This window comes from Haladaptatus litoreus (genome assembly GCF_900156425.1).
In the GTDB taxonomy this organism is placed as follows: domain Archaea; phylum Halobacteriota; class Halobacteria; order Halobacteriales; family Haladaptataceae; genus Haladaptatus; species Haladaptatus litoreus.
The window spans coordinates 1,109,050-1,133,089 of record NZ_FTNO01000001.1; the positions used below are offsets into that span (position 1 = coordinate 1,109,050).

The 24,040-nt window shown below is 59.1% G+C and carries 24 protein-coding genes and 2 tRNA genes; 11 read left to right on the forward strand and 15 right to left on the reverse strand.

Going from position 1 to position 24,040, the window contains the following annotated elements; translation table 11 throughout:
• Positions 1–56 precede the first annotated feature (56 nt).
• Positions 57–1,316, forward strand: a complete 1,260-nt coding sequence (nreA, locus tag BW974_RS05825; protein ID WP_076428843.1) for a DNA repair protein NreA — start codon at positions 57–59, stop codon at positions 1,314–1,316.
• 189 nt (positions 1,317–1,505) lie between these two features.
• Here nreA and BW974_RS05830 read toward each other — a convergent pair whose 3' ends face one another.
• The 4 genes from BW974_RS05830 to hisC are packed head-to-tail and all read right to left on the reverse strand — an operon-like array spanning position 1,506 to position 4,284.
• Positions 1,506–2,039 carry a multiprotein bridging factor aMBF1 gene (locus BW974_RS05830; RefSeq protein ID WP_076428845.1) on the reverse strand — a complete coding sequence of 178 codons (534 nt, stop codon included), beginning with the start codon at positions 2,037–2,039 and terminating at the stop codon, positions 1,506–1,508.
• Between the two features lie 51 nt (positions 2,040–2,090).
• Positions 2,091–2,696, reverse strand: a complete 606-nt coding sequence (locus tag BW974_RS05835) for a CDP-alcohol phosphatidyltransferase family protein (RefSeq protein WP_076428847.1) — start codon at positions 2,694–2,696, stop codon at positions 2,091–2,093.
• On the reverse strand, positions 2,693–3,214 hold the full coding sequence (locus BW974_RS05840; protein WP_076428849.1) for an adenylate kinase family protein: 522 nt from the start codon (positions 3,212–3,214) through the stop codon (positions 2,693–2,695). The genes BW974_RS05835 and BW974_RS05840 overlap by 4 nt, the downstream gene beginning before the upstream one ends.
• Positions 3,211–4,284, reverse strand: coding sequence for a histidinol-phosphate transaminase (gene hisC / locus BW974_RS05845; protein WP_076428851.1), 1,074 nt, complete (start codon positions 4,282–4,284; stop codon positions 3,211–3,213). The genes BW974_RS05840 and hisC overlap by 4 nt, the downstream gene beginning before the upstream one ends.
• Positions 4,285–4,378: 94 nt before the next feature.
• On the opposite strand from hisC, the gene BW974_RS05850 reads away from it, so the two are divergent.
• The 3 genes from BW974_RS05850 to tpiA all read left to right on the forward strand — a co-directional run bounded on the left by BW974_RS05850 (position 4,379) and on the right by tpiA (position 6,976).
• A complete protein-coding gene (locus BW974_RS05850) occupies positions 4,379–5,011 on the forward strand; it encodes a hypothetical protein (protein WP_139328822.1) in 633 nt (210 codons plus the stop codon).
• 94 nt (positions 5,012–5,105) lie between these two features.
• Positions 5,106–6,059: a TIGR03557 family F420-dependent LLM class oxidoreductase gene (locus BW974_RS05855; RefSeq protein WP_076428855.1), complete on the forward strand. Its 954-nt coding sequence runs from the start codon at positions 5,106–5,108 to the stop codon at positions 6,057–6,059.
• A gap of 272 nt (positions 6,060–6,331) precedes the next feature.
• Positions 6,332–6,976 (forward strand): triose-phosphate isomerase, encoded by a 645-nt coding sequence (tpiA, locus tag BW974_RS05860; protein ID WP_076428857.1) that lies wholly within the window; start codon positions 6,332–6,334, stop codon positions 6,974–6,976.
• A 16-nt stretch (positions 6,977–6,992) separates the two neighbouring features.
• Here tpiA and BW974_RS05865 read toward each other — a convergent pair whose 3' ends face one another.
• Both BW974_RS05865 and dinB read right to left on the reverse strand, forming a co-directional pair.
• Complete coding sequence (locus tag BW974_RS05865; protein ID WP_076428859.1) at positions 6,993–7,268, reverse strand: hypothetical protein; 276 nt, start codon at positions 7,266–7,268, stop codon at positions 6,993–6,995.
• 25 nt (positions 7,269–7,293) lie between these two features.
• Complete coding sequence (gene dinB / locus BW974_RS05870) at positions 7,294–8,604, reverse strand: DNA polymerase IV (protein WP_076428861.1); 1,311 nt, start codon at positions 8,602–8,604, stop codon at positions 7,294–7,296.
• Between the two features lie 176 nt (positions 8,605–8,780).
• On the opposite strand from dinB, the gene BW974_RS05875 reads away from it, so the two are divergent.
• From BW974_RS05875 to BW974_RS05885, 3 genes are all read left to right on the forward strand, one after another.
• The gene (locus BW974_RS05875) at positions 8,781–9,128 is read left to right on the forward strand and encodes a DdfA family disk-determining factor (protein ID WP_076428863.1); all 348 of its coding nucleotides are present in this window, start codon (positions 8,781–8,783) and stop codon (positions 9,126–9,128) included.
• A 209-nt stretch (positions 9,129–9,337) separates the two neighbouring features.
• Positions 9,338–9,649 carry a HalOD1 output domain-containing protein gene (locus tag BW974_RS05880; protein ID WP_076428865.1) on the forward strand — a complete coding sequence of 104 codons (312 nt, stop codon included), beginning with the start codon at positions 9,338–9,340 and terminating at the stop codon, positions 9,647–9,649.
• 218 nt (positions 9,650–9,867) lie between these two features.
• The gene (locus BW974_RS05885; protein WP_076428867.1) at positions 9,868–10,440 is read left to right on the forward strand and encodes a metal-dependent hydrolase; all 573 of its coding nucleotides are present in this window, start codon (positions 9,868–9,870) and stop codon (positions 10,438–10,440) included.
• A 33-nt stretch (positions 10,441–10,473) separates the two neighbouring features.
• On the opposite strand, the gene BW974_RS05890 is transcribed toward BW974_RS05885, so the two are convergent.
• The 5 genes from BW974_RS05890 to BW974_RS05910 form a co-directional block, all read right to left on the reverse strand.
• Positions 10,474–11,811 (reverse strand): LVIVD repeat-containing protein, encoded by a 1,338-nt coding sequence (locus BW974_RS05890; protein ID WP_245799910.1) that lies wholly within the window; start codon positions 11,809–11,811, stop codon positions 10,474–10,476.
• Positions 11,812–12,002: 191 nt separating this feature from the next.
• Positions 12,003–12,236 carry a hypothetical protein gene (locus BW974_RS05895; protein ID WP_139328823.1) on the reverse strand — a complete coding sequence of 78 codons (234 nt, stop codon included), beginning with the start codon at positions 12,234–12,236 and terminating at the stop codon, positions 12,003–12,005.
• A gap of 143 nt (positions 12,237–12,379) precedes the next feature.
• Positions 12,380–12,554, reverse strand: a tRNA-Trp gene (locus BW974_RS05900).
• 43 nt (positions 12,555–12,597) lie between these two features.
• The gene (locus BW974_RS05905) at positions 12,598–12,822 is read right to left on the reverse strand and encodes a DUF5795 family protein (protein WP_076428871.1); all 225 of its coding nucleotides are present in this window, start codon (positions 12,820–12,822) and stop codon (positions 12,598–12,600) included.
• Between the two features lie 70 nt (positions 12,823–12,892).
• A complete protein-coding gene (locus BW974_RS05910) occupies positions 12,893–13,831 on the reverse strand; it encodes a DUF5794 domain-containing protein (RefSeq protein WP_076428873.1) in 939 nt (312 codons plus the stop codon).
• A 467-nt stretch (positions 13,832–14,298) separates the two neighbouring features.
• Between BW974_RS05910 and guaB the strand changes: the two genes are divergently transcribed.
• The gene (guaB, locus tag BW974_RS05915; RefSeq protein ID WP_076428874.1) at positions 14,299–15,792 is read left to right on the forward strand and encodes an IMP dehydrogenase; all 1,494 of its coding nucleotides are present in this window, start codon (positions 14,299–14,301) and stop codon (positions 15,790–15,792) included.
• A 278-nt stretch (positions 15,793–16,070) separates the two neighbouring features.
• The gene (locus BW974_RS05920; protein WP_084186200.1) at positions 16,071–17,819 is read left to right on the forward strand and encodes a M14 family metallopeptidase; all 1,749 of its coding nucleotides are present in this window, start codon (positions 16,071–16,073) and stop codon (positions 17,817–17,819) included.
• A gap of 132 nt (positions 17,820–17,951) precedes the next feature.
• On the opposite strand, the gene BW974_RS05925 is transcribed toward BW974_RS05920, so the two are convergent.
• Positions 17,952–18,025 (reverse strand) — tRNA-Lys (locus BW974_RS05925).
• Between the two features lie 360 nt (positions 18,026–18,385).
• On the opposite strand from BW974_RS05925, the gene BW974_RS05930 reads away from it, so the two are divergent.
• On the forward strand, positions 18,386–19,831 hold the full coding sequence (locus BW974_RS05930; protein WP_049970748.1) for a DHH family phosphoesterase: 1,446 nt from the start codon (positions 18,386–18,388) through the stop codon (positions 19,829–19,831).
• On the opposite strand, the gene BW974_RS05935 is transcribed toward BW974_RS05930, so the two are convergent.
• Positions 19,828–20,121 carry a PRC-barrel domain-containing protein gene (locus tag BW974_RS05935; RefSeq protein WP_076428878.1) on the reverse strand — a complete coding sequence of 98 codons (294 nt, stop codon included), beginning with the start codon at positions 20,119–20,121 and terminating at the stop codon, positions 19,828–19,830. The two genes, BW974_RS05930 and BW974_RS05935, sit on opposite strands and share 4 nt — an antisense overlap.
• A gap of 74 nt (positions 20,122–20,195) precedes the next feature.
• Entirely contained in the window at positions 20,196–21,317 is a 1,122-nt protein-coding gene (locus BW974_RS05940; RefSeq protein WP_076428879.1) for a pyridoxal phosphate-dependent aminotransferase, read from the reverse strand.
• A gap of 502 nt (positions 21,318–21,819) precedes the next feature.
• Here BW974_RS05940 and BW974_RS26930 point away from each other — a divergent pair.
• The gene (locus tag BW974_RS26930; RefSeq protein WP_281247661.1) at positions 21,820–21,954 is read left to right on the forward strand and encodes a DUF7503 family protein; all 135 of its coding nucleotides are present in this window, start codon (positions 21,820–21,822) and stop codon (positions 21,952–21,954) included.
• A 13-nt stretch (positions 21,955–21,967) separates the two neighbouring features.
• Here the strand turns inward: BW974_RS26930 and BW974_RS05945 are convergent, their stop codons facing one another.
• The gene (locus BW974_RS05945) at positions 21,968–24,004 is read right to left on the reverse strand and encodes a hypothetical protein (RefSeq protein WP_245799911.1); all 2,037 of its coding nucleotides are present in this window, start codon (positions 24,002–24,004) and stop codon (positions 21,968–21,970) included.
• Positions 24,005–24,040 lie beyond the last annotated feature (36 nt).

Consider the following 24,040-nt stretch of genomic DNA (forward strand, 5'->3'; position numbering starts at 1 on the left):
CCACTTTCAGTCCGCTGTCCGAACGTTGAAGCCACTCCCGTCCCTACATCGAGCGAATGCGGTTGGACGACTACATCGACGATTTGCGCCCCGACGAGGAGGAGCGCCGCCGCCAACTCGCCGAGGAAAAATCCTACGGGATTCTGGATTACGTGGACGACTTCCAAGACCGATTTTCGGAAGTCGCCCAGGGTGATTCGCTGTTCGGAAGCACCTCGCCCTCGGTGTTCGTCGGTCGGTCGTCGTACCCTAACGTCTCGACCGGTATCCTCTCGCCAGTCGGGGAAGAAGAGCGCGCGTCGGAGTTCGCCACCAGCGGCGACTGGTACCAGCGCGGCCTCGACATCGACAACGTCCTCCAGTATCGAACCGGCCTGTTGAACTCGAACCGCTCGGCGAAGGTCAACGTAGAAGACGTGTGGGACGGCTTCGTCGGCGTTCAACGTGAAATCGCCATCGCCGACCGCCCGGTGGACGTGGAAATCGGGCTTACCGAAAAACTGGATTTGGACGTGAACGTTGACGACATCGCGACTCCTACAGGACCCTCTGCCCGTGCAACCTCGGCAAATCTCACCGAAAACCCCCACGTTCCGCGCCACGTCAAGAAGACCTTGGAGGACGACGACTGGCAGGCCCAAGGCGCGATGACCTACCTCTACCGGCGCGGATTCGACGTGTACGACATTAACAACGTCCTCTCGGCGGGGGCGCTCGGACAGGGGCAGAATCGAAGGCTCGTCCCGACGCGCTGGTCGATTACGGCGGTTGACGACACCGTCGGACAGTATCTCCGTGGCCGAATCCGCAACGCCCCGAGCATCGACGAAACGCAGGTTTGGGTGAACGAGTACATGGGCAATCGCTACTGGGTCGTCCTCTCGCCGGGCCAATGGGAGTTCGAACTCGTGGAGATGAAAGCACCCGGGAGCATCTGGAATCCATCTACAACAGGCGACATCTGGATGGGAAGCGCCCACGAAGGATTCGAAGGTCGGACGAAGTACGTCGATGAAACGGCAGGCGCGTACTACGCCTCCCGACTCGGCGTGCTCGAACATCTGGAAGACATCGGGCGACAGGCCAAAGCCCTCGTCCTCCGCGAGGTCAGCGACGACTACTGGGCACCCGTCGGTGTCTGGCAGGTTCGTGAGAGCGTCAGAAACGCCTTCGATGGCGAGTTCGGCGAATCCGAATCGTTCCACGCCGCGGTTCGAAACATCGTCCCCGAACTCCCGATTTCCATGAACACGCTTCGGCGCAAATCCGAAATGGTGTCCGGCGTGCAGGCCAATTTGTCCGACTTTGGGTTGTAGAATGGGGGAAGTGAGGAGCAGTGCGTTGATTCTGATAAGGCGATGAGGCTGACTCCTCGTCACGCTACTGAGTCTGTGATATTGGTGCCGTGACTTCTGCAGTCGCCTCTCTATCAAAACTACGTTTACTATCTGAAACCTATCTCTCTTCAAGTCGAAAACGAAAACCGCAAACGGAAACTCGACTGCCTAGTCCTTGCGTTTGACGACGTCGCCGAGCGTGGTGCCGTCGGTCGAACTGCCGCCGCTCCACTCTTCGTCGTCGGCCCCGGCGCTTCCGGCGGTGAGGCTGATTTCGAGTTTCTTTTCGAGTTTCTTCTGCACGCGGTCGCTGGGGAGCATGTCGCCACGTTCGAGTTTTCGGATGAGACTGGCCTTCTCGTTGAGTTCCTTGGCGAGGTCTTCCTGACTCAGACCGATTGACTCGCGCGCATCGCGGATTCGGTCGTCGTAATCCTGCACGATTTCGTCCATGTCGTCGAACATGTCCGAGGGGCGCGAGCGCGACCCGCCGGAGGAAGAGGAGCGCGAGGTACCGGAACTCCCGCTGGATTTGCCCGACGACGAGGAGGTAGAGTATTTTGTTGACGTGGTTGAGGACTGCTGTGTCTTCACTTCCGTCCCGAAGTCAACGCAGTTGTCACAGACATCCAACTCCGCGCCTTCGACCTTGATCTTCTTCGGCGAGGCCGTTTCGGCACCGCACATCTCACACTGAACCATGTGTCAACGTTTACCGTCTCGACTCATAAATGGCACGCCACAGTGGCTATATCAGGCCAGCGCGCGCCACGAGTAGTAGAACCGCTGTAGTGCGGTGAAATGGCCGATAACCGCGAGGAAGCCGAGCAGCAACACAATAACGGAGTAGCCACCGACTGAACCGACGAACGGAGCGATTCCGCCGACGAGTCCGATAAGGGCCAATCTGTCCGCCCGTCCGACTAGCCCGCCGTAGACGCGGTCTAAACCGACCGCTTGGGCTTGCGTGCCGAGGTACGAGGTCATCAGCACGCCCGTCACCGCCGCGAGTCCGAGGGCGAAGGCTTCCAGTCCCGCCGCCAATCCCGCAATCAGCACGATGTCGGCGTAGCGGTCGAGCACGTGGTCTAACAGGTCGCCAGCTTTTGAATCGGTGCCGAGTTCGCGCGCCAACGCACCGTCGAGCAGGTCGAGCCAGCCATTCAAAAAGACGAGTACTGCGCCGACGAGGTACCACATCGGAGCCGAATCGCCGAGGTAGAACGCCCATCCCGCACCGCCAGCGAGCAGGAAGGCGATGACGCTGATGGAATCCGGAGTCAATCCGGCTTGTTTCGATGCCGAGACGAATGGACGGAGCGCGCGGTCTGCGACGGGGCGAAGTTGGTCGAGCGTCATAGATAATCGAGGTAATCGACGGTTCCAGCGGAAGGCGCGCGCTCGCCCCGAATAACCGCTTCGATGTCAGTTGACACGTTCTCCGGCGTTCGGTCGGTGGTGTCGATTTCGTACGCCGATTCGGTGCCGTGTTCCGCGACTGCCTCCGAGAGGATTACGTCGAGGGCTTCGCTCTCCGCGTTTTCTTCGGCTTTCGCCTCCGTTTCTCCGCGCTCGACCAATCGTTTTTCCAACTGCTCGGGATGGCATCGCAGGACGACGACCCTATCAGCATCGAAATGGTGGGCCAGATGCGAGTCGATGAGAAGACCGTTTTCGCTTTCAGCCTCACGTTCGGCCAACCAGTCCCGAATCGCATCGAAATCCGCGAAGAGGCTATTCCGTTCCTCGTCCGTGCCTTCGTCCAGTTCCTCCTCGCGAATCACGTCGTTCAGGTGGACGACTTCGAGGTCGGTTTCGACCAGTTCGGTCGCGGTCGTTTTGCCGGTTCCCGGTGTTCCGGTCACGGCGACCCTCACGACGACAGCACCTCGTTGAGTTCGCGTACTGCTCGCTTCGTCTCGTCTTCTGTCCCACAGGTGATTCGCACGCACTCCGGAAGTCCAAAACTCGTGCAGTCCCGGAGGATGACGCCGCGTTCTTGCACTGCCTCTGTGACCTCACTGGCGTTTCCGACCTCCGCGAGAACGAAGTTACCGTGGCTCTCCCACGTCGGTGCGTCGAGGTTTTCGTAGATGTACTCGCGCGCCCAGCGCGCCGTTTCGACCGACTTCTCCACGTGTTCGTCGTCGGTCAGCGCGGCGAGGCCGCCCCGACACGCCAGTTCGCTCGCGGCGAACGGCGTATTGACGCGGGCGTAGGCATCCGCCCAATCGTCAGGAACGACGGCGTAGCCGAGTCGGACGCCCGCCAGACCGAACGCTTTCGAAAAGGTTCGCAGGACGGCCACATCGTCGCGGTCGTCCAGCAATTCGATTGCGCTCGGTGCGTCGGCATACTCGCCGTATGCCTCGTCCACGACGACGAGGGTTCGCTCGTCGGTTTCGTCCGCAATCGTCTCGACTGCGTCCAGCGAGAACATCCCGCCGGATGGGTTGTGCGGACTCGTGAGATAGACGATTCGCTCGTTGTCGTAGGCCGAGAGGACTGCGTCGGCGGTCAGTTCGAATCCGTCGTCTTTCGAGAGGGAGTACTCCGACACCTCGCCGTGGTGATAGCGTGCACTCATACCGTAGTAGGCGAATCCGGGCGTCGGGACGAGGACTTCGTCACCGGGTTCGAGCATGGCGCGGGAGAGGTAGTCGAGCGCACCGTCGCCGCCGTTCGCCAACCAAATTTGGGCAGGTTCGACGTTCCAGCGTTCGGCGAGTCGAGCGGTCAGGTCGGTGTGCGACGCTTTCGGGTACGAACTGGCGTTTCCGGCCCCGTTTCGAATGGCATCGACTGCCGCCGGACTCGGGCCGAACGGGTTTTCGTTCGACGCGAGTTTCACGAGGTCGTCCGGGTCGAATCCGAGTTCCCGGGCGACCTCCTCGATGCCCCGTCCGGCTTGATATGCGACGTGCGCGGAGAGGTCACGTGGTTCCATATCGGGAGGAAGTGACCGACTAGCCTTAAGTATGGCCACCTAAGGCCAACACGCCTAAGGAAAACTGTGGCGACTCCTTGGTGGGAGTTGAGCCATGACACACCATCAGCACGACCAGTCACGTCGCAGTGACGAAGGAAAATCGGGTATGGAACGCTACGGCGGCCCGCGACAGCGTGAGCAGGAAGGAGAGCAAGAGCGAGGGGGCCAAGAACGAAGCGAGCAGAAACGACGGGGACGCGGGCGACAGCGAGGCGGCCAGCGACGATACGGTCGCCAACAGGATCAGGGACGACAGGAAATCCAGAAGGGCGGTCAGCAAGGGCAACAGCAACCCGAATACGGTCAACAGGAACAACAAACCCAACAGAGACGACCGCAAGGTCGGCAACAGCAGCAGGGACAGCGAAAATCACAGTTCCGACAGCAAGGACAGCAACGCCGGTATGGCCAGCAACGACAGGGACGACAGGGCCAACAGCAACATCAACAACGGCAACAGGGACGACAAAAACGGTACGGTCGCCAGCAGCGTTCACAGGAAACTCAACAGCAAGGCCAAAGTGGTCAGCAGCAGAGTCAGCACAGTCAACAGGGCCAACAGCAACACCACCAACAACGGCAGGGGCACGACCAGCAGTCACACAGATACGAAGAACATCAAGGTGAGCGCCTGCAAGAACACCAAGGGCAACAACACCGCGGTCGTCAGCTACCCCAGCAGTAGTGCGATTTCGACCTTGCTTTTTCAGCCAGTGCGTTCATGCGAACAACTGGTGTAGCGTGGATGCTATGGAATTTGAATCAGCGGAGAGAAGCCGATGACGCAGTTCGGCTACACGCTGTCGAGCGAGGAACACCATCCAAACGAACTGGTCGAGCATGCGGTTCGGGCTGAAGAGGTGGGGTTCGATTTCGCGTCGATTTCTGACCACTTCCATCCGTGGATTAGCCAACAGGGCCACAGTCCTTTCGTCTGGTCGACTCTGGGTGGTGTCGCCACTGCGACCGACGACCTGCCGGTAGGAGTTGGTGTCACGTGTCCAATCATGCGAATCCACCCGGCAATCGTGGCGCAGGCCGCCGCGACTGCCGCCACGATGTTTGAGGGAAACTTCTTCCTCGGCGTCGGGACTGGTGAACGACTGAACGAACACATAACCGGTGAGCACTGGCCCGAACACAAGATTCGACTCGAAATGCTCGAAGAGGCGGTCGAAATTATACGAAAACTCTGGCAGGGCGGACAGCAGAGTTACTACGGCGACCACTTCACTGTCGAAAACGCGCGTCTGTACACCTTACCCGAAGAACCACCGGACATCATCGTTTCGGCATACGGCCCTCGAACGGCGAAATCCGCCGCAAAAATTGGTGACGGATTCTGGAGCGTTGGGCCACAAGACGTGGTCGAGACGTTCGAAGAGGCCGGTGGCGAGGGGCCGAAGTACAGCCAGATGTCGATTTGCTACACCGAGGACGAAGAGGAGGCTATCGACACGGCGCTGGAAAACTGGCCGAACACGTCGCTTCCGGGAGAACTCGCCACAGAACTCTCCACACCGACGCATTTCGAGCAGGCCACAGAGATGGTTACCAGAGAGGATATCGAGGAGGGAAGTATCGTCACCGACCCCGACCCGGAGACGCATCTCGACAACCTCCAACAGTTCGTGGATGCAGGCTACGACCACGTGTACGTCCATCAAATCGGTCCGAATCAGGAGGCATTTTTTGACTTTTACGAAGAGGAGGTTCTGCCCGAGTTCGGGTGAGCGACTGCAAGGAGCGAATGACGAGTGAGGGCGACGGGAAATCAAAGATTTCCTGCGCCGCGAAAGACTGCGCTTTCGCAGGCGTGTTTGGAGTCGTGACTTCTACGGTGGTCACTCCGTCAACGCCAGTCTCGGTAACCTGTCGAAGGCGTGGCTGACGCGCATTCGCGGTTGCTGTTGCAAATCAAAGACCACCATCGGCATTCATTCACCTCCTCGGTCCTTCTCGCGCACTCGGAATCTATTTGGGCGCGCCGACAGTCGCTTCGGACATGTTCGTACTCGTCAACCTGAAGGCGTACCCCTGCGACCCAATCGAAATCGCGGAAGCCGTCCGCGACGTGAGCGACGCAAGCGGCGTGGACATCGCCGTCGCGCCCCAGACGGCCCACCTCTCGCAAGTCGCGGAGACGGGCGTCGAAACGTGGGGGCAGCACGTCAGCCCCGTCGAACATGGAAGCCACACTGGAAGCACCCTCGCGGAGGCAGTCGCCGATGCGGGCGCGACCGGAACCATGCTGAACCACTCCGAAAACCGCCTCAAACTGGCGGACATCGACGCCGGACTGGAGGCCGCGGAGCGCACCGGACTCGGTACGACCGTCTGCGCGAACAATCCCGAACAGGTCGGGGCAGTCGCCGCACTCGGCCCGGACGCGGTCGCGGTCGAACCGCCGGAACTCATCGGAACAGGCACACCCGTCAGCAAGGCCGACCCTGACATCGTCACCGATGCCGTGGCCGCGGCGGAGGAAGTGGACGAGGACGTGAGCGTCTTCTGCGGCGCGGGAATCAGCACGGGCGAAGACCTCGTTTCGGCGCGCGAATTGGGTGCTGAGGGCGTCCTACTGGCCAGCGGGGTCGCAAAAGCGGACGACCCAACCGCCGCGCTGGAAGACCTCGTTTCCCCGCTCTGAACCGAGCGGTACTGACCTATGCAGGTCGGATAACGAAGTGGTCTGCGTCCTGTTCGACCAGCACCGACCGTTCCCGCATTTTGACGATGTAGCCAGTCACAGTTCGGTCGAGTTCGTGCTCCGCATGGACCCGGACGAGATTGCCGATGACCTGCGCAGACGGCGGTTTTTGTGCCGCTCCGCAGTCGTAAATCGTGAGGAGTTCGTCTCCCTTTTCGGCCTCGTAGACGATGATGTGGGCATGTTGCGGGAGATGCCAGCGACCCTCTCCGACCTGCGCTAGCTTGTTCATATCGGGAGTATGGAGTCGATGGTAATCAAAAGTCGGAAAGCGACACCTGACCGGAACGGGAGTTTTCAGTTCGGGGTTCTTCCGTTTCGGCGTTCGATTCCTTATCCTCGCTCTCTGTCGGTTCTCGCCCGCCGTCCGGTGATTTCTCTCTATTCCCTTCGGATTCGACGCTCTCCGGAGCGTCGAATCCGTCGAGACTGGTCTGGTCGATTTCGGTGAACTGGAGATTCGAGACGCGCACGCCGACTTTTCGAACTCGGTCGTCTGCGAACTCAGAAAGCAAATCGAGCGCGACGGAGACGACCAGTTCCGGGTCGTCAACTGGGCCGGGAAGCGACCGCTCACGGGTGTGTACGTCGAATGGTGGCGTCACGACCTTCACACCGATGGTTCGGTACATCGCGTTTCGGTCGCGGGCGCGCTCCGCCACGGCGGTTGCGAGGGTTTCGACGCGGGTGCGTTTCTCCTCGGAATCGCTCGTCGCGCCGGTAAACGCGGACTCGCGCGAGAGGCTTTTCGGTCGCCCCCGCGGCGTAACCTCCCGGTCGTCGTCGCCGCGCGCTCGCTGGTGGAGTTCGCGTCCGCGCTCGCCGAATCGGTCGGCGAGCGCTCGGGGGTCGGCATCGGCCAAGTCGCCAGCCGTCTCGATGCCCATTTCTCGAAGTTCTCGCGCCGTGACAGGGCCGACACCGTGAATCTCGGCCACGCCGAGCGGGGCGAGAAAGTCGCGGACGGTTCCCGGTTCCACGACGACCAACCCGTCCGGTTTGTCGTAGTCACTTGCGATTTTCGCGGTGCTCATGTTCGGCGCGACGCCGACGCTCGCCGGGACACCGACCTCGCGCTGGATTCGGTTTTTGACGTGCCGGGCGAACCCCTCCGCGACCTTCCACGCGGTTCGGTCGGTCACGTCGAGGTAGGCCTCGTCGATGCTCACCTCGCGCACGGTATCCGCGCAATCGTGGAGAATAGCCCGCACGTCCTCGCTGACGGATTTGTAAAAGTCGATGTCCACGGGACGGTAGTAGCCCGTCGCAGCCGAATCATCGCCAGCAGCTTCCACGACTCCTTTCCGCGGCAGTCGTTCGAGTGCCTTTCCGATGGCTTGTGCGCTCTCGACGCCGTGTTCTCGGGCTTCGTAGCTCGCGGTTGCGACCGCGCCGTGCGATTCCCCCGCCTCGTATCCCATGCCGACGACGACTGGTTCGCCTTCGAGTTCGGGTTCGCGGAGGCGTTCGCAGGCCGCATAGAAGCAGTCCATATCGACGTGGAAGACGATTCGCTCCTCGCGCTCGTCGCCGACGCCGGGTAAGCGTGAACCGCCGCGGTTCGACATCAGTTGTGCGTTCTCGCGCCAGTCGAATTAAACTGTGCAAACCGCGGTGGAAGTGTTCTGGTGAAATTCTGCGCGTGAGGATTTCGAAGGCCAAAAGCACTAAATACAGGTGCTTTGGGCGCTCTACAGCGTGTTCCGGCATATTTATTGGGGGATGTGTGGTAGCGAAGTACGAGATGGATGATTCCACCGAGCGTGAGTCGAGTATCGACGACCGGCCCAGTATTCGGGTCGTCAACGCTATCGCCGAACACGAAGGGACAACGCCCACGGAAATCAGACCAGTCCTCTACGATATTATCGACCCGGACGCGCTCGATTCTCTGTTTTCGGAGACGCAACTCGGGAACTCCCGCTCAGACGGCCACGTCAGTTTCGAATACGATGGCCACAAGGTAACGGTGTACAGCGACGGGCGAGTCGAGATAGAACGCCTCCGGGAGAGTTCGACCGAGTCGCCCGAATCAGTCAGTTCTGTGGAATCTTTCTCCTCGGCATCCGAACCCACTTCCGGTGACAACTGATAGATAGCTACTGTCTCACGGGTGGATCGTCTTTCAACTGGGGACGTCTCCGGTGAAGAACAGTTCTCGAATTTGAATATCGTTGTCGTTATTTCCATGATATTGAACGATTCGCCAGTGGTATCCGCAAGTCGTCGATAGATATATACTTATCGCGCCTCTGAATCCGAAGGAGTACAATCGTGGTTGAACCGCCTACTGATAATCGTATGGGAATCGAAATAGAAAATCACGGCGACGACGACTCGTCCGAAACGTCCTCGACGTTCGTCTTCGACATCGAATCGGAGATGGCCAACGGACACACGTGTGCAGGTATCGTGCGCGTCCTCGCAGAGGTGATGGACGAGCATCCGAACGAGATGCGCCCGCTTCACGCAGTCGTGAACTGTGACGCCATCGACGCCCTGTTCCGTACCCGACGGTACGGTGAGGCGCGTGACAACGTCTCCATGACCTTTCACTACGACGTATACGAAGTGACCGTTGACGCAAACGCGAAAGTCGTCGTGAAAGAGTAGTCGGTAACAGCTATACAGTACCGTTTACTCACTTCCGTACTGCCGAGAGTGACCAATAAAACCACACCGCAATCCGGAAACAACCGGGAACTTCTTCGGATTTTTATTCCTCGAACTGCTACCCAAAGGTAGATGAGCTACCCGTGTCGGTGTCCGATGCGAACGATTGGTGCCCTCCCACGTCGCACTGCCGCTGCGTCCCCGGCGGTGAGCAGGTCATGATGCCGTGGGGTCACGCCGCGTTCGGCTACGTCGTGTACTCGCTTGGCCACCGAATTTGGACGCGCGCGCCGCCCGCCGGACTCGCGGTGCTCGCCCTCCTCTTCGGAACGCAGGTACCCGACCTCGTAGATAAAACCCTCTCGTGGGGGCTGCATCTGTTTCCGCAGGGCTACTCCGTCGCCCACTCCGTGTTCGTCGCGATACCGGTCGGACTGCTGGTTCTCGCCGCTGCGATGTTCAAGGGCCGAACTGCGGTCGGTGCGGCGTTCACGGTCGGCTACTGGTCGCATTTGGCAGGCGACGTGCTCCTCCGAATCGTCGGCCGTGACGAGTCGCCGTTCGCGCCCGTCCTCTGGCCCGTCGTGACGCTGCCGCCCTACGGCCACGAGGTATCCCTGTTCGACCGTGCGTTCAGCATCATCGGCGCGTTTCTATACTCGCTCTCGACGGAAACGCAGTTGATGGTACTCGCCATCTACCTCGCGCCGTACTCGCTCGTCTTCGTCCTCTGGCTCATAGACGGCGCGCCAATCGTCGCGGAACTTCGGCAGGCGGTCACGGGACGATAGCGAAACACCGCCCGGCCGACGAACTCCACTATTCTACTCCTCCGTCGCCAGTTCGAACGTGTACAGTCCGGTGAACGTATCGCTCGCGACGACGAGTTCGCGGTTCGCGTCGTACCGCGCCGTCCACGCCATCGGCGCCTCGCCGAACTGCGCGACTTTGTCGTTCGGCGTGAGCGAGTCCATCCCGTCGTCGGTTGGATACCGGTCAACCGGATTCGGATTCGTCGGGTCGGTTATGTCGTACAGTACCACTCCCTCGTGCCAGTCGGCGCTGACGATGAACGTCCGTTCACCCCACGGGACGATGCTAAAGTGGTGGCCCGTCCAGTCGAAACGTCCCGCGAAGTCGTCCTCCGGCATGCGCTGTGCGTTCGGCGAAACGGTAAACCCGACCGGAATCGGATTCGACAGCGACCCGTCTTTCCACCCGACGTCGAAGACGTGTTTTCCGCCCGGAATCCCCTGTGGTCGCTCGTCGCCCACGACGAGCAACTCGCGGCGAGGGTCGAAATGCCCGTGATGTGCGCTCCCGAACGCTTCTTCTCCGACTTGGGCCGTGCTGTACGATTTTTGTTCTCGGTAGTCGAAGCGGCCGATTTCGCTCGGCTTTCGCGGGTCGGCCACATCGTAGATGATGATTCCGATGAACTCCCCCGACTGATAGAAACAACAGAGGACCTCCCGTTCCGGGTCGACCGTGACGTCGTGGCCTGCTCCCTGCGGCCCATGCTCACCGACTTTGCGAGGATTCGTCGGGTCGCGCACGTCGTACACGTCGAAGCCGCTCGTCTCTAATCGGTAATTCACCGCATAGAGAACTGGCTTCGTCGGATGCGGCGTTACGTTGTGCGATTTGTCGTCCGAGGCGGTGCCGACGACTGTCGGGTTCGCTGGCGACCCGTTTTCCTGGCCGTAGTCGACGATTTCGAAATTGCCGGGATGGTGTCGCTCGATAGCTCGATAGTACAGTCCGTCTCGGAAATCGAACTTGACATCCAAATTCGGCGCACTGTTCGGATTGCCGAGATAATGAGCCAGTTTCGGATTGGCGGGGTCGTCGAGGTCGATGAGATACGACCCGCTGATTCCCCACTTCGAACCGAGGATAGCATATTTGCCGTCCTCTCGAACGGAAACTTCCGAATAGCCACCGCTGGACGGTTCGTTGCCGGACGGTTGCAGTTGCCCCACTTTCTGTAGCGTCAACTCTCCAGAATCCTTCTTTTTGCTCGCGGTCGTCCGGGTGTTCTCGGTCGTTTCACCTTCATCATCCATCAACCCGGCACAACCGGCGAGAGCTGTCCCCGATAGAGCGGTACCGGAAATCCGGAGTAGCTGTCGGCGGGTTGGTGAACGGCGTTCGGAGGGCATTGGTAGTCACTTAGGGTAGGTATCTTTACGACAGATTCACACTTTGTTATGGGTCGTCTGAACGAGATACGAAAACGGCAACTGGTTCCTACTGCGTCGGTTCCACTGAAAGCATGTGTAACGGGCATGGCTTGACCGACACAGAACCGACCGTGAGAAAACGCGTTCGGACTGCGGTAGAAACTCCGTTTTTACACAGCACGGACTTCAACTGCGTAGTACAACCCACCGACCAGCAAGATTCCGAAGATATTGCCGATGACGCCGCCGATAAACATACCCATCGTCCACGGATAGACGTAATCACTTCCACGTGCTTTGGCGTCCCGATAGACGTGATATGCAGGTGCTAAAATGATAGCGAGTACCAAAGCGATGACGCCGACTTCCATTCCACCGGGAACTGGCCCAAACAGAGGAATCATACCGTAGTTTTTGCTCGATTGTAGTTTATATTTTGATGATTTCGGCGCCGTGGAATCGATATGTGAGTTTGAACGATACACTTCGTTCAGTGGGGAGACGAGCACGCGCTACGCAGTACTCGCCGTGTAGTTCGTCGCAAAAATGGGGTCGGAGGGATTTGAACCCCCGATCGACTGATATCTCCGGTGCGCCTCGGAACTCCAGAGGGTCGTCAACGCGAGCGATGATCAGTCACTCGCTCGGTATATCAGCTGGAGTTTCGTCCCGGGCGCGTAGCCTCTGGAGTCAGTCGCCATCCCTGGCTTGGCCACGACCCCGCGGGCTTTGATAGGGTGAATCCACCTAAAGGGGTTTCGGTTTCTACTCCTCGCGCTCCCGCCAGTCGCAGTCTTGGCACTTGTATCCCGTGATGAACGCTGTCACACTCGGCATATAGCCGACTTTCAATACGTCTCCGCCACAGTCCGGACAGTCGCGGTCTGCCTCCTCGATGCTGTCGGCTTCCATTACCGACTCGCCTTCGACAATCTCGGCGAGTTTCTTCGGTGTGACCATCCGCCCCTGCACGACGCGATTTTCGACCATGGATGAAACAGGAACGGGGAGACAGAAAAACGTTACAAGAACGCGTCAGGCGAGAGAGCGAAGGAAATCCCTACAGCCACGGACGGCGTTCGTCACCGTCTTCTTCGCCGGGGTAGCCATACGCCGTTTCGACGGCATCTTCGGCGTCCTCGGCGACATCTTCGGCATCGGCAACCGTGACATCTTCGTTCTTGCCGCCGTCGGTCACTGCGGGGTTGTCCGACGAGTCCGACCCCTCGTTCGACTGCTGCGGTTGGTCGGGGACTTCCATCGTTGCATCCACCTGTTCGCCGGGGTCGAGCGCCAGCAGGCTGGTGACCGCGAGGACGGCCAGCGGGGCGCGACCCGGCGCGAGGCCGAGTATCGACAGGGGTAGGACGCCCAGCGCGACCGCGCTCCCGAAGCGGAAGCGGTCTATGTCCACGACGTCGCGGAGCCACGGGCCGAGCAAGGCGACGGACAGTGCGAAGCCGACACCGCTTCCTGCGGCCGCGGCGGCGTGCAGGACGCGCGTCGTGTCGATGGTCGTTATCAGCTCGAATCCGGCGGGTTGGAGGCTGGCGAGCATACCGAAGCCGATGATGACGCCGGGACTCGGCAGATATTCGCCGACTCGTGCGCTGGCGGTTTTCGCGGCGATGGCCGCCATGACCAGCGCGGCGAACCGCTTGAACACGTCCATATTCAGTGCGCTCTCGATGGTCGGCGCGAACGCGGCCTCGACGGACGCGAGCGCGATGATTCCGACGCCAACCGCGAGGACGGTCATCGCCTGTTCGCGCGGCGTACCGTCCATCTCCGCGAGGATGACGGCGACGGTGGCGCTCCCGCCGAAGACGAGGAGGCCGACTTGCACGATGCCGACCGGGTCGTCTATCGCTCCGGCGAGAACCATCGCTGGGAAGATGCCGTCAACGAGGGGAAGCCCCATGACGGTCGCCAGCAACTTCGTCGCACCGCCTACCTGTTGCTCTAAACGATAGGCGACTGGATGTTGTGAACTACTCATTGACTAGCCACGATAACCCTGACCCGTGGGTGAAGGGTGTTGATACCTGCTATACGACCGGGAATGCGATTTCGGTCGAAGATTCCGTGCAGGTCGTTTCCCTACCAGTGTGAGTGTGGAGCACATTTTCGCAAAAATTGCAATCGGAGCAAAGGAGCCGCCACTCGTCCGACCAGCAATGCGCTCTACGATGAGACTGGTAGAGTCCATACCTCTAATTATTGTAGTTTTCTGCTTAAGTGTTGCGTGACAGATGCCCCCATGGGGCGCAAAATAGACGTGAAAATAGCTGTCATGGCTACCGTTTATTGTTAGATTCGACCATTCACCGAATGTTTTTCAACAAGATATACGTTTGGGGCAGTAGCAGTGAAGAATGCTCACGGGTATGTATAGAAATAGGAAAGCCAATCGTGAGTGGAGCACAATCACGCAACGTTTTTCAGTAACCGCTACGTTCGCATTACATGGCGAACGATTCTCACAACGGCGGTTCGTTTTCCGAGAAACTCCGTGTTCCAGAGGCGCTCACCTTCGATGATGTCCTTTTGCGCCCGAAGGAGAGCCGCGTCGAACCCGACGACGCCGATGTAAAATCCCATGTCTCGAAGAACGTCGAACTGAACGTTCCCGTCCTCTCGGCGGCGATGGACACCGTCACCGAGAGCGAGATGGCAATCGAGATGGCCCGACAAGGTGGACTCGGCGTTCTCCACCGAAACATGGACGTAGACGTGATGGTGAGCGAAGTCGAGCGCGTGAAGCGCGCCGACGAACTCATCATCCGCGACGTGGTGACGGCGAATCCCGGTCAAACCGTCCGCGAGGTGGATGCGATGATGGAACACCGTGGGGTCAGCGGCGCACCGGTCGTGGACGACGACGGAGAGGTTCTGGGAATCATCTCCGGCACGGACATTCGTCCGTATCTCGAAGTCGGTGACAGCGACGAAGTCAGAGAGGCGATGACCGACGAGGTCATCACCGCCGACGAATCGGTGACTGCACGCGAAGCGCTCGAACTGATGTACGAACACAAAATCGAGCGCGTTCCAATCGTTGACGACGAGGATTACCTCACTGGCCTCATCACGATGCAGGGCGTCCTCCAGCGGAGAGAGTACGGCGACGCAGTTCGCGACGAGGACGACCACCTCCGCGTCGGTGTCGCTGTCGGCCCGTTCGAAACTGACCGAGCAGTCGCCGCGGACGAAGCAGGCGCGGACGTGCTGTTCATCGACTGCGCCCACGCGCACAATCTGAACGTCATCGACGGCGCTCGGGAGATCAAAGAATCGGTTTCTGCTGACGTGGTCGTCGGAAACATCGGAACCAAAGAGGCCGCAGAAGCGATGGTCGATTTCGCAGACGGCCTGAAGGTCGGTATCGGCCCCGGTAGCATCTGTACGACCCGGGTCGTCAGCGGGTCGGGAATGCCCCAAATTACGGCCATCTCGCAGGTCGCTGACGTGGCGGCGGAGCACGATGTCCCCGTCATCGCAGACGGTGGGATTCGCTACTCCGGCGACGCAATCAAATCCATCGCAGCGGGTGCGGACGCCGTCATGCTCGGGTCGTACTTCGCGGGAACCGACGAGGCACCGGGTCGCGTTATCACCATCGAGGGCAAGAAGTACAAACAGTACCGCGGGATGGGCAGTGTCGGCGCGATGAAAAGCGGCGACGGCGACCGCTATCTGAAGGACGACCCGGAAGACGACGAAGAGTACGTTCCGGAAGGCGTCGAGGCCGCGAAACCGTACAAAGGAACCCTCGAAAGTGAACTGCACCAACTCGTCGGAGGGATGCAGTCCGGTATGGGATACGTCGGTGCGGAAACGATTCCGGCGTTCAAGCAACGCTCCGAGTTCGTCCGCGTCTCCTCGGCGGGCCAGACCGAGGGCCACGCGCACGACGTGATGATTACCGACGAAGCGCCGAACTACAGTCCCGGCGAATAGGAATAGACCATTCGAGCGACTGAGGCGCGTCTCTTTTTTGATGCGAGTTCGAAAAATCTCGTTCTGGTGAGCGACAGAAACCGTACTTCGAGAGAACTCTGTGGTTTTCAGAATATGGCAGCCGAATCGGATATAGTGCTGCACGAACCTCGGCCAAATATATAGATTTTCTAAGAAAATTATTCTGACTTATAATAGATTCGTATGTTAAGCCTAGGGTGTAACTAAATGAGTCGAACATGAACGAATAAAGTGAACATCTCACTTCGCGAGAAACCATGAAACGAAACGACGATGATGCCGGTTTATCCGGTTCAAAAGTAAGCAGACTCACATATATTAAATCCGGTATTTTCGGCCTTTCCTCGGCTGTCGGGATGCTCTCCGCGACCCCGCTCGCATCTGCGGAGCGCTCCGACTACACGATTCGAACCGGAACCAGCGAAGAGACGACCGTGTACGTCCGCGAAGCTGACGCGGACGGCCCGACCGTGATGGTCGTTGGCGGCATGCACGGCGACGAGGCAAACGGCTACACGGCGGCGCAGAAGATTGCAAACTGGCGCATCGACGCCGGAAAGCTCGTCGTCCTGCCGGAAGCGAACGTCGAGGCGATTCGAAACGACTCCCGAGTGTACAACGGCGGAATCGACCTCAACCGACAGTTCCCGTCCGGGTCGGAACCGACGACCGCTCTCGCACGCGAAATCTGGGACGTAGTCGTCTCCGAAAACATCGACTTCCTCTTCGACCTGCACAGTTCCTACGGCATCTACAGTTCCGACGACGGCGGCGTCGGACAGGGTATCTTCTCGACGCGCGCGGCCAGTGCGACTGGCCACCGAAAGGAACTAGTCTCGTATCTGAACGAAAGCTACGTCGCCGATTCCACCTACGATTATTCGGGCTACTCCAGTAGTGATGGGTCGAGTCCAATGCTCAAACACAAGGTCGGGGCCGACCTCGACACGGGCGCAATCATCTTCGAGACGACTCGCAAAAACGGTCGCCCGCTCCCCCAACAGGTCAGGGAGACGACCGCCGCAGTGCAGGAGTTCCTCCAGCGATTCGGCCTCATCACCGAGACGGTTTCGTACAGCCAAGATGTAATCGCGGCCAACACGGCTGAAGATACGAACACGAAGCAGTCCGGCCTGCAATTCGATATTTCGAACACATTCGGACAGGACGCCCGCATCACCGACCTCGAAATCGATCCCCACAACTCCGCCATCGACCAACTCCGCGACCATTCCTACAGCGAAGGGCAGTGGATTAGCGAACTGTTCATCGACGCCGACGTGCAGAACGGTCTCGCCGACATCAACAACGGCGTGTCGCTTCCCTGTACCATCGACCTCGACTCCGATGGCCACAGCGACAGCGCCGACAAAGAGGCGGTTCTCTCTTCTGATTCCGCGGCAACTGTTTCGCTCTACCAGTTCAAATCGAACGGCTCGCCCGTCGATATGGCTAGCGAACCGGTCACGTTCACGGTTCACTACGAACTCGCGGACGGGACGCCGGGCTTCGACTCCTTCACTGTCGGCGGCGATGCACTGGTCTACGAGGACGACGTGCAGGGAATCGACACGCCAGTGGACAGCAACGGCAAACAGTCCGGCCTCAAATTCAGCGTCACGAATGACGCAGGGTCAAACATGACCATTCACGACGTGGCGATTTCCCCGGAAAATTCCGCCATCGACCAACTCCGCGACCACTCCTACAGCGAAGGGCAGTGGATTAGCGAACTGTTCATCGACGCCGACGTGCAAAACGGCGTCACCGACATCAACAACGGTGTGTCGCTCCCCTGCTTCATCGACCTCGACTGGGACGGCCACAGCACCAGCGCGTCCAACGACGCGATTCTCTCGCCCGGTTCGTCCGGCACCGTGTCGCTCTATCAGTTCAAATCGAACGGTTCGCCCGTCGATATGGTCGGCGAGAACGTCGAAATCACCATCGACTACACGCTCGGCGACGGCGGTAGTGGAAGTCGAACGTTCATGCTGTTGGTGTGAATCAGGACACAACTACTGGTTAGTTGTTTTAACGGAGGAGTTCGGTATTACGCTTCGATTCTGCGATTACGTATCGGTGTTCTCAGACGGACAGCCCAAAGCCGACGCTCACGTATTTGTTCGTCGTGAAAACGGGCCGGGCGCGATTTGAACACGCGACCGTCTGATTAAGAGTCAGACGCTCTGCCTAACTGAGCTACCGGCCCAACGCATTCTGAAAATGCGTGGTGTGACGTAAATACGTTTCCTTTCAAAATGCAGTCGTGCCTTCTGCGAGCGATTTCGCGCCTTTCTTGGCGCGAAATCGTCGTGGAGAGTGGGATAAATATGTGGCTTACAGGTGCGAGCTGTTTTATCTGAGGAAATCGCTGACGCCGCGGGGAAATTAGCAACCGTAGTCGGTTTTTTCGTGTGAGCAACCAGTTGCATGTGCGAATATGTATTATATATTTTAATTTTATTCTTAATAAATATAGTTTCCAAGCTGTGAGGAAAACGTGGCGTCGGCTGGTTTCGCGCCCGCTTCGGGAGGATTAAGTACCGCCCCGGAAAACGGGCCAATAGTAATGAGCGCCGGGATAACAATCTCCTCGATGTCTACATACGCTATTCTGGGGTGCGGGAGCGTCGGCTACGCCGTCGCCGAGGAACTCGTCGAACAGGGCAAAGAAGTCCTCATCGTAGACCGGGATACCGACCGCGTCGAGGCGCTCCGCGACCAAGACTTGAACGCACAGACGGGCGACATCGTAGACGACTCCGTCGCGGAGGTCGTCAACGACCGCGACGTCGTCCTCATTCTCTCGTCGGACGTGACCGCGAACAAGGAAGCCGTCTCGAATCTACAGGACAACGGCGACGAGCGATTCATCGTCGTCCGGGCGAGCGACCCCGTTTCCGCGGACGAACTCACCGAGTTGGGCGCGGACGTGGTCATCAACCCCTCGACCGTCATCGCCAATTCGGCGCTTCGGTCGCTCGAATCCGGCGAGTTGGAGTACAAGGCGCGTCAGTTGTCCGCGGTTATCGAGGATTCGTCGGACAAACTCGCAATCCTCACGCACGACAATCCCGACCCGGATTCAATCGCCAGCGCCGCCGCACTACAGACGATTGCCGAAAGTCTCGATGTCGAAGCCGACATCCTCTACCTCGGGGAAATCGGTCATCAGGAGAATCGCGCGTTCGTCAACCTGCTCGGTATCGAACTGCTCCAGCGCGACGACGTGGACATCAGCGAGTACGACACGTTCGCGCTCGTTGACCACATGCGGGCGACCGAACCCGAACTCGACCATCCCGTCGATATCCTCATCGACCACTACGAACCGGACGGCGAGTACGAAGCGGAGTTCTCGGACGTTCGACCGAACGTCAGTTCGACTTCGACCATCATGACGAAGTACGTACAGGAATTCGACATCAGCCTCAGCGAAGAGGTTGCGACCGCACTCCTGTACGGGATTCGTGCCGAAACGCTCGACTTCAAACGCGACACGACGCCCGCCGACCTCACGGCGGCGGCCTATCTGTATCCCTTTGCGAACCACGACACCCTCGAACAGGTCGAATCGCCGTCGATGTCGCCCGAAACGCTGGACGTGCTGGCCGAGGCGATTAACAGCCGAGACGTACAGGGGAGCCACCTCGTCAGTAGCGCGGGATTCATTCGCGACCGAGATGCGCTGACGCAGGCCGCACAACACCTGCTCAATCTGGAAGGCATCACGACGACTGCCGTGTTCGGCATCGCCGACGACACCATCTACCTCGCGGCCCGGTCGAAGGACATCCGACTGAACATCGGCAACGTTCTGCAAGATGCGTTTGAAGATATTGGTGAAGCGGCGGGTCACTCCACGCAGGCGAGCGCGGAGATTCCGCTCGGCATCTTCACCGGCATCGAATCCAACGAGAACAATCGGGACACACTACTGGCGCTCACCGAGGAAGCAGTGAAAAAGAAACTGTTCGACGCGATGGGCGTCGATGGCGAGACGAACGGGAACTAAACGACCGCTTCTTCTTCTTCCTCGTCGGAGTCTTTCATCCGTTCGACGACGTCGTTCACGAGGATGACGTCGCCAACCGCGCGTACCCAGCGATAGGGAACGATGACGCCGCGGCCGGGTTCGATTCGGTTGCCGAACAGTTCGTCGTTGATTCCACCCAGTGCAAGACCGGTGACGGCGGTGTCGTCCAAGTTGAGGCGAACGTCGTCCACTTCGCCAACGAACACGCCGTTGTTGGAGTACACCTCCCGTCCGACAAGGGTCGTGATTTCCTCAGGGGTTCCGTCCATATGCACGAAGATTGTATGGGCGGGTCTTAACTCTTGGTAGACGTTTCACGACGAATCGATTCACCACGAACCGATTACAGTTCGTTCAGCACGGAACCGAAGCGTTCCAACCCCTTTTTGACCGTTTCCCCATCGTGGCCGAGACTCAAGCGAAACCGCTCTTCGTCGTCGAAAAACCGTCCCGGGACGACCAAGATGCCGTCTTCCCACGCGGCCTCGGAGACTTCGTCTCCGTCGGCCGATTCGTGCTCGAAAAAGCCGTAGGTGCACCCGGCGGTGGCGGTTCCGGTGAGGTCGTCGCGTCCTGCAACGAACTCCGCCAGCAGTTCCTGATTCTCGACGATTCGCTCCCGAGATTGCGCCGCGAGTTGGGCGTCGCTGAAGAGTGCCCGCCGGGCCAGTGCCACGGCAGGCCCGGAAACCGCGGGAACGTGATACATAATCGACTGAGCGCGAGAGACGAACTCGGCATCCGCGACCAGCCAGCCGATACGAACCGAGCCGAATCCGTGGAACTTCGTCAGCGAGTTCGTGACGACCGTGTTCGGAAGTCCCGCTCCGGTCGGCCCGCCGAAAACCGATGGGTCGGTGTTCTCGCAGAAGGGCGCGTACACCTCGTCCACGATGAGATACGCGTCGTTTTCGACGGCGGCACTGCTCGCATCCGCGATGGTTTCTCGCTCGGCGCGATTCCCGCTCGGGTTGTGTCGATTCGTGACGACGATACAGCGAGTGTCGTCGGTCGTCGCTCCGGACACTCGACTCGGGTCGAGCGCGTAGTCGTCTTCTTCCAGTCTGTAAAACCGGTCTACTGTCGCACCCAACCCCTCCGGCGTGGCGACGAGTGGTTCGTAGCCCGGTTTTTCCACCAGCACGCGGGGGTCGTGGTGGCCAGTTTCGTCATCGTCCGAGTTCGAGTCTTCGTTTGCATCGTTGATTGCGGCGGCCACCGCGAGGAAGTTGGCATGCGTCGCTCCTGCCGTGACGAGGACGTTCTCCGGTTCTACGTCGTATCCTTCGGCGATGATAGTCTCTAAGTCGGTGTCTTCCGGTGGTTCCGGAAGGTCGGCCAGTTCGGGCGGCACGACACCGTCCGGGTCGGGGAGCGGTCTACGAAGGTCGCTCGACCCGAGGTCGTAGCTCGCCGACTCGGGTCGCCCGGAAATCCAATCGAGATAGTCGATTTCGGGGAACACGCAAGCCGATACGGGAACAAACGTAATAATCTTCGGGAAGGGTGCAATGTGCGCGGGCGAATGGGGCGGAGAACCACTCGCCGTCGGTAGCGGCATCCACGCTGCACTCGCCGAGATCCACCACCGAGTTCGCGGACGGTTTTGGAACTGATTCGATCGCTCGTATCTCCGGGTACTCACGAAACGATTCCTTACCGGATTCCTGAGGAGACTCGAGCATCGGAAAGTGCATGCACCGAGACCCGGTTTGGCTCCTCGGCGTTCCAACGCTCCGGTAACCGGGTGTAATCCTCGATTACTCGTTTGATTGGTCTCAAGGAGAAGTTACGACGCTTCAGTTTCGAACGTGAAATTTCGTTGACTCGTCCATCTCCCTTTACGCTCCCCTGTCGCCTCGGTAAGGAGTGGTTTTCTCATACAGCACGATACGAAATTATAATTTATTTCCAGTCTAGACTATTTAGAAAAAGCTATTCTGCGTTCCTCCCACGTAACGACTGCGATGACCGAAAGAAACGACACGTTACTGGCGTACCTCGCAGAGAATCCGCGAATGGCTGGCGTCCTGTTCACCATCTGCCTGCTACTCACCCAGACGGGGAACGCAGCAGCTGCGGCCGGTGGAACGATCCGATAAACGCTGAACTGCTTTATATTGATTCGAGGTCTAGGTCGGTCGACCAGACGAACTCGCCGTCGACGACGAGCGGTATCTTTTCGAGGCGAAGGAACTGACGTAACGTTTCCTTGTCTACGCGAAACGTCCCGATGTCCCCGCCGCTCAGGAAGTACGTTTCGATGTCGTCGATGAACGGGGTGAAGAGGGAACCCATACCGGAATCGACGGTCGGGTACGTCGCTATTCGCAGTTCGTACTCGGTCTCGGTTTCGGTACCGAGGTAGCAGAGAAACGGCGTCCCGCTTTCGCTTTGAGTGATTTCGATGCTCCCGTCACCGACGACGATGTACTGGTTTCCGACCAGCCGTTGTTCCCGGGTGATCGTAAGGGCGGAACGGAGAGAAAACCCCCGGTTCAACAGTCGAGCGATGGTTCGACCGATCGTTATCGCGGATTTGTTCGCGATTTCGCTGTACGTGACGATTCCGCCGATGCTCCCAGAGTTGATGAGTTCGGCTCCCAATTCGTATGAGCGACATCCGTTGAGGAGGAACGTATCAACCGCGACATCGTCTATCGAGTCGGTGCTGAGTCCGCCGTCGCGACAGACGAACTCGCCGTCCCTGCTGTGACCGATGTAGTGTAAGAAATCCGTCGGCTCGGAGAGCACCGACTCCAACTCACCGACGGAGAGGTGTCGGTGAACGTCGATGTCGAACTCGAGTTCGTCCCGTTTTCCGTACAGGGTGTTCCCGGAATCGTACTCGGGACTCATCTCCGGTTCGTTACACACGACGGTTATGTCGATGCCACCGGTCGAGGACGACCGTTCGAGTTTGTTTTCGAACGCCGATTTGATTATTTTGTTTGCGGAGACGGGCATCCCTCGGCCAAGCCAAGCGCGTTCCACCGAGTCCGTCCGAACGGGCGCCACGTACGAGCCGCTATTCCGCTCATCCTGTACGTCTCGTTCCACCTCGCTTCCGCGAAGGAAACCGTCGATAGGCGTTCGAGCCTCCGGCACGGATTCCTGCCGTTGGGATTCCTCCTTCATCGAGATGGTGGAGAGCGCGTTTACGAGATACGGAATCGTCTCGAGGTTCGACGGCTCGTCAGTGACAGTCGTCGAAAGGAGCCACGTCGGGATCGCGTCCTCGACGGTTTCAAACGGGATATCGAGGTACGTCTCGAGCTGTTCCGGTAGCTCTTTTTCGTACAGGTCATCGAACGCCACGTCGACGTGGCGTTCGATGACTCGCCGTTCGTGGAGCGGTATTCGATACAGTCCCTCGGTTCGGGTTACGCAGTCGAGGAACAGCGACTGTTTGAGTACACGCTCGACTTCACCTTCGAATCCCCGTTGTGGATGGTCGAGAGGGTGGACGAAGCCGCTATCCGTGACGAGCCGTGGTTCGTCCGCCGGAACGACGGTCGCACCCAGATAGTAGGCGAGGGAACTCGTCGGGAAAATCATCGACAGCCGGGACGGGAGCTCAATTCGTACGCCCGTATCCGGCGGCGAGAGTCCGTCGGGAACGTGCAGTCGATCCCCGAGTTTTATTTTTGGTGGGTGACCCCTGAGCGACGGAAGCGACCGTTCCGGACTCGTCGTTTTCAACGCCGAGCCGAAGGTGGAAATCGCGGCCATCGCATCTCGGGGAGTCGCCGTCGTCGTGACCGTCGCGCCGGGCTGGTCGTGGTACGAGCGCGCTCCGATTCGAACGCGCGTTTCGGTGCCGAAATCGAACTCCATTCGTTCGGTCGACGATGCTATCGTCACGTCGCTGGTCGCGCGTAGATAGATCCGAATCGGGGCGTTCAACTCGATGAGATACTCCCCTCGGGGAAGCTGTTCGTACGAAAAATCCTCGACCTTCGTAACCACGTCCCCGTCCAGGGTTCTGACGTGGGTGATAACGACGTACGGTAACACGAGCCTATTCGTGACGATTTCCGCCGCACTATCGACGGGAAAGCGGAACCCGTCAGTATCGACCGGGGTCGGATCGACGGGCGTCGAAGTTCGTATCGGAAACTGCCGGCGCTGAATGGGATCGACGACCGTCATCCCGGCAGGGTTCGTGTCTGTTCGAAATATCGGCTT

What these genes read in the sequence shown, in the direction of transcription:
- BW974_RS26930 (WP_281247661.1), top strand. Translation starts at nt 21,820, where the DNA reads ATGACCGAAAGAAACGACACGTTACTGGCGTACCTCGCAGAGAATCCG.
- BW974_RS05865 (WP_076428859.1), bottom strand. Translation starts at nt 7,268, where the DNA reads ATGAACAAGCTAGCGCAGGTCGGAGAGGGTCGCTGGCATCTCCCGCAA.
- BW974_RS05890 (WP_245799910.1), bottom strand. Translation starts at nt 11,811, where the DNA reads ATGCCCTCCGAACGCCGTTCACCAACCCGCCGACAGCTACTCCGGATT.
- nreA (WP_076428843.1), top strand. Translation starts at nt 57, where the DNA reads ATGCGGTTGGACGACTACATCGACGATTTGCGCCCCGACGAGGAGGAG.
- BW974_RS05880 (WP_076428865.1), top strand. Translation starts at nt 9,338, where the DNA reads ATGGGAATCGAAATAGAAAATCACGGCGACGACGACTCGTCCGAAACG.
- guaB (WP_076428874.1), top strand. Translation starts at nt 14,299, where the DNA reads ATGGCGAACGATTCTCACAACGGCGGTTCGTTTTCCGAGAAACTCCGT.
- tpiA (WP_076428857.1), top strand. Translation starts at nt 6,332, where the DNA reads ATGTTCGTACTCGTCAACCTGAAGGCGTACCCCTGCGACCCAATCGAA.
- BW974_RS05935 (WP_076428878.1), bottom strand. Translation starts at nt 20,121, where the DNA reads ATGGACGGAACCCCTGAGGAAATCACGACCCTTGTCGGACGGGAGGTG.
- BW974_RS05875 (WP_076428863.1), top strand. Translation starts at nt 8,781, where the DNA reads ATGGATGATTCCACCGAGCGTGAGTCGAGTATCGACGACCGGCCCAGT.
- BW974_RS05850 (WP_139328822.1), top strand. Translation starts at nt 4,379, where the DNA reads ATGACACACCATCAGCACGACCAGTCACGTCGCAGTGACGAAGGAAAA.
- BW974_RS05920 (WP_084186200.1), top strand. Translation starts at nt 16,071, where the DNA reads ATGAAACGAAACGACGATGATGCCGGTTTATCCGGTTCAAAAGTAAGC.
- dinB (WP_076428861.1), bottom strand. Translation starts at nt 8,604, where the DNA reads ATGTCGAACCGCGGCGGTTCACGCTTACCCGGCGTCGGCGACGAGCGC.
- BW974_RS05855 (WP_076428855.1), top strand. Translation starts at nt 5,106, where the DNA reads ATGACGCAGTTCGGCTACACGCTGTCGAGCGAGGAACACCATCCAAAC.
- BW974_RS05830 (WP_076428845.1), bottom strand. Translation starts at nt 2,039, where the DNA reads ATGGTTCAGTGTGAGATGTGCGGTGCCGAAACGGCCTCGCCGAAGAAG.
- hisC (WP_076428851.1), bottom strand. Translation starts at nt 4,284, where the DNA reads ATGGAACCACGTGACCTCTCCGCGCACGTCGCATATCAAGCCGGACGG.
- BW974_RS05835 (WP_076428847.1), bottom strand. Translation starts at nt 2,696, where the DNA reads ATGACGCTCGACCAACTTCGCCCCGTCGCAGACCGCGCGCTCCGTCCA.
- BW974_RS05910 (WP_076428873.1), bottom strand. Translation starts at nt 13,831, where the DNA reads ATGAGTAGTTCACAACATCCAGTCGCCTATCGTTTAGAGCAACAGGTA.
- BW974_RS05905 (WP_076428871.1), bottom strand. Translation starts at nt 12,822, where the DNA reads ATGGTCGAAAATCGCGTCGTGCAGGGGCGGATGGTCACACCGAAGAAA.
- BW974_RS05930 (WP_049970748.1), top strand. Translation starts at nt 18,386, where the DNA reads ATGAGCGCCGGGATAACAATCTCCTCGATGTCTACATACGCTATTCTG.
- BW974_RS05885 (WP_076428867.1), top strand. Translation starts at nt 9,868, where the DNA reads ATGATGCCGTGGGGTCACGCCGCGTTCGGCTACGTCGTGTACTCGCTT.
- BW974_RS05895 (WP_139328823.1), bottom strand. Translation starts at nt 12,236, where the DNA reads ATGATTCCTCTGTTTGGGCCAGTTCCCGGTGGAATGGAAGTCGGCGTC.
- BW974_RS05945 (WP_245799911.1), bottom strand. Translation starts at nt 24,004, where the DNA reads ATGACGGTCGTCGATCCCATTCAGCGCCGGCAGTTTCCGATACGAACT.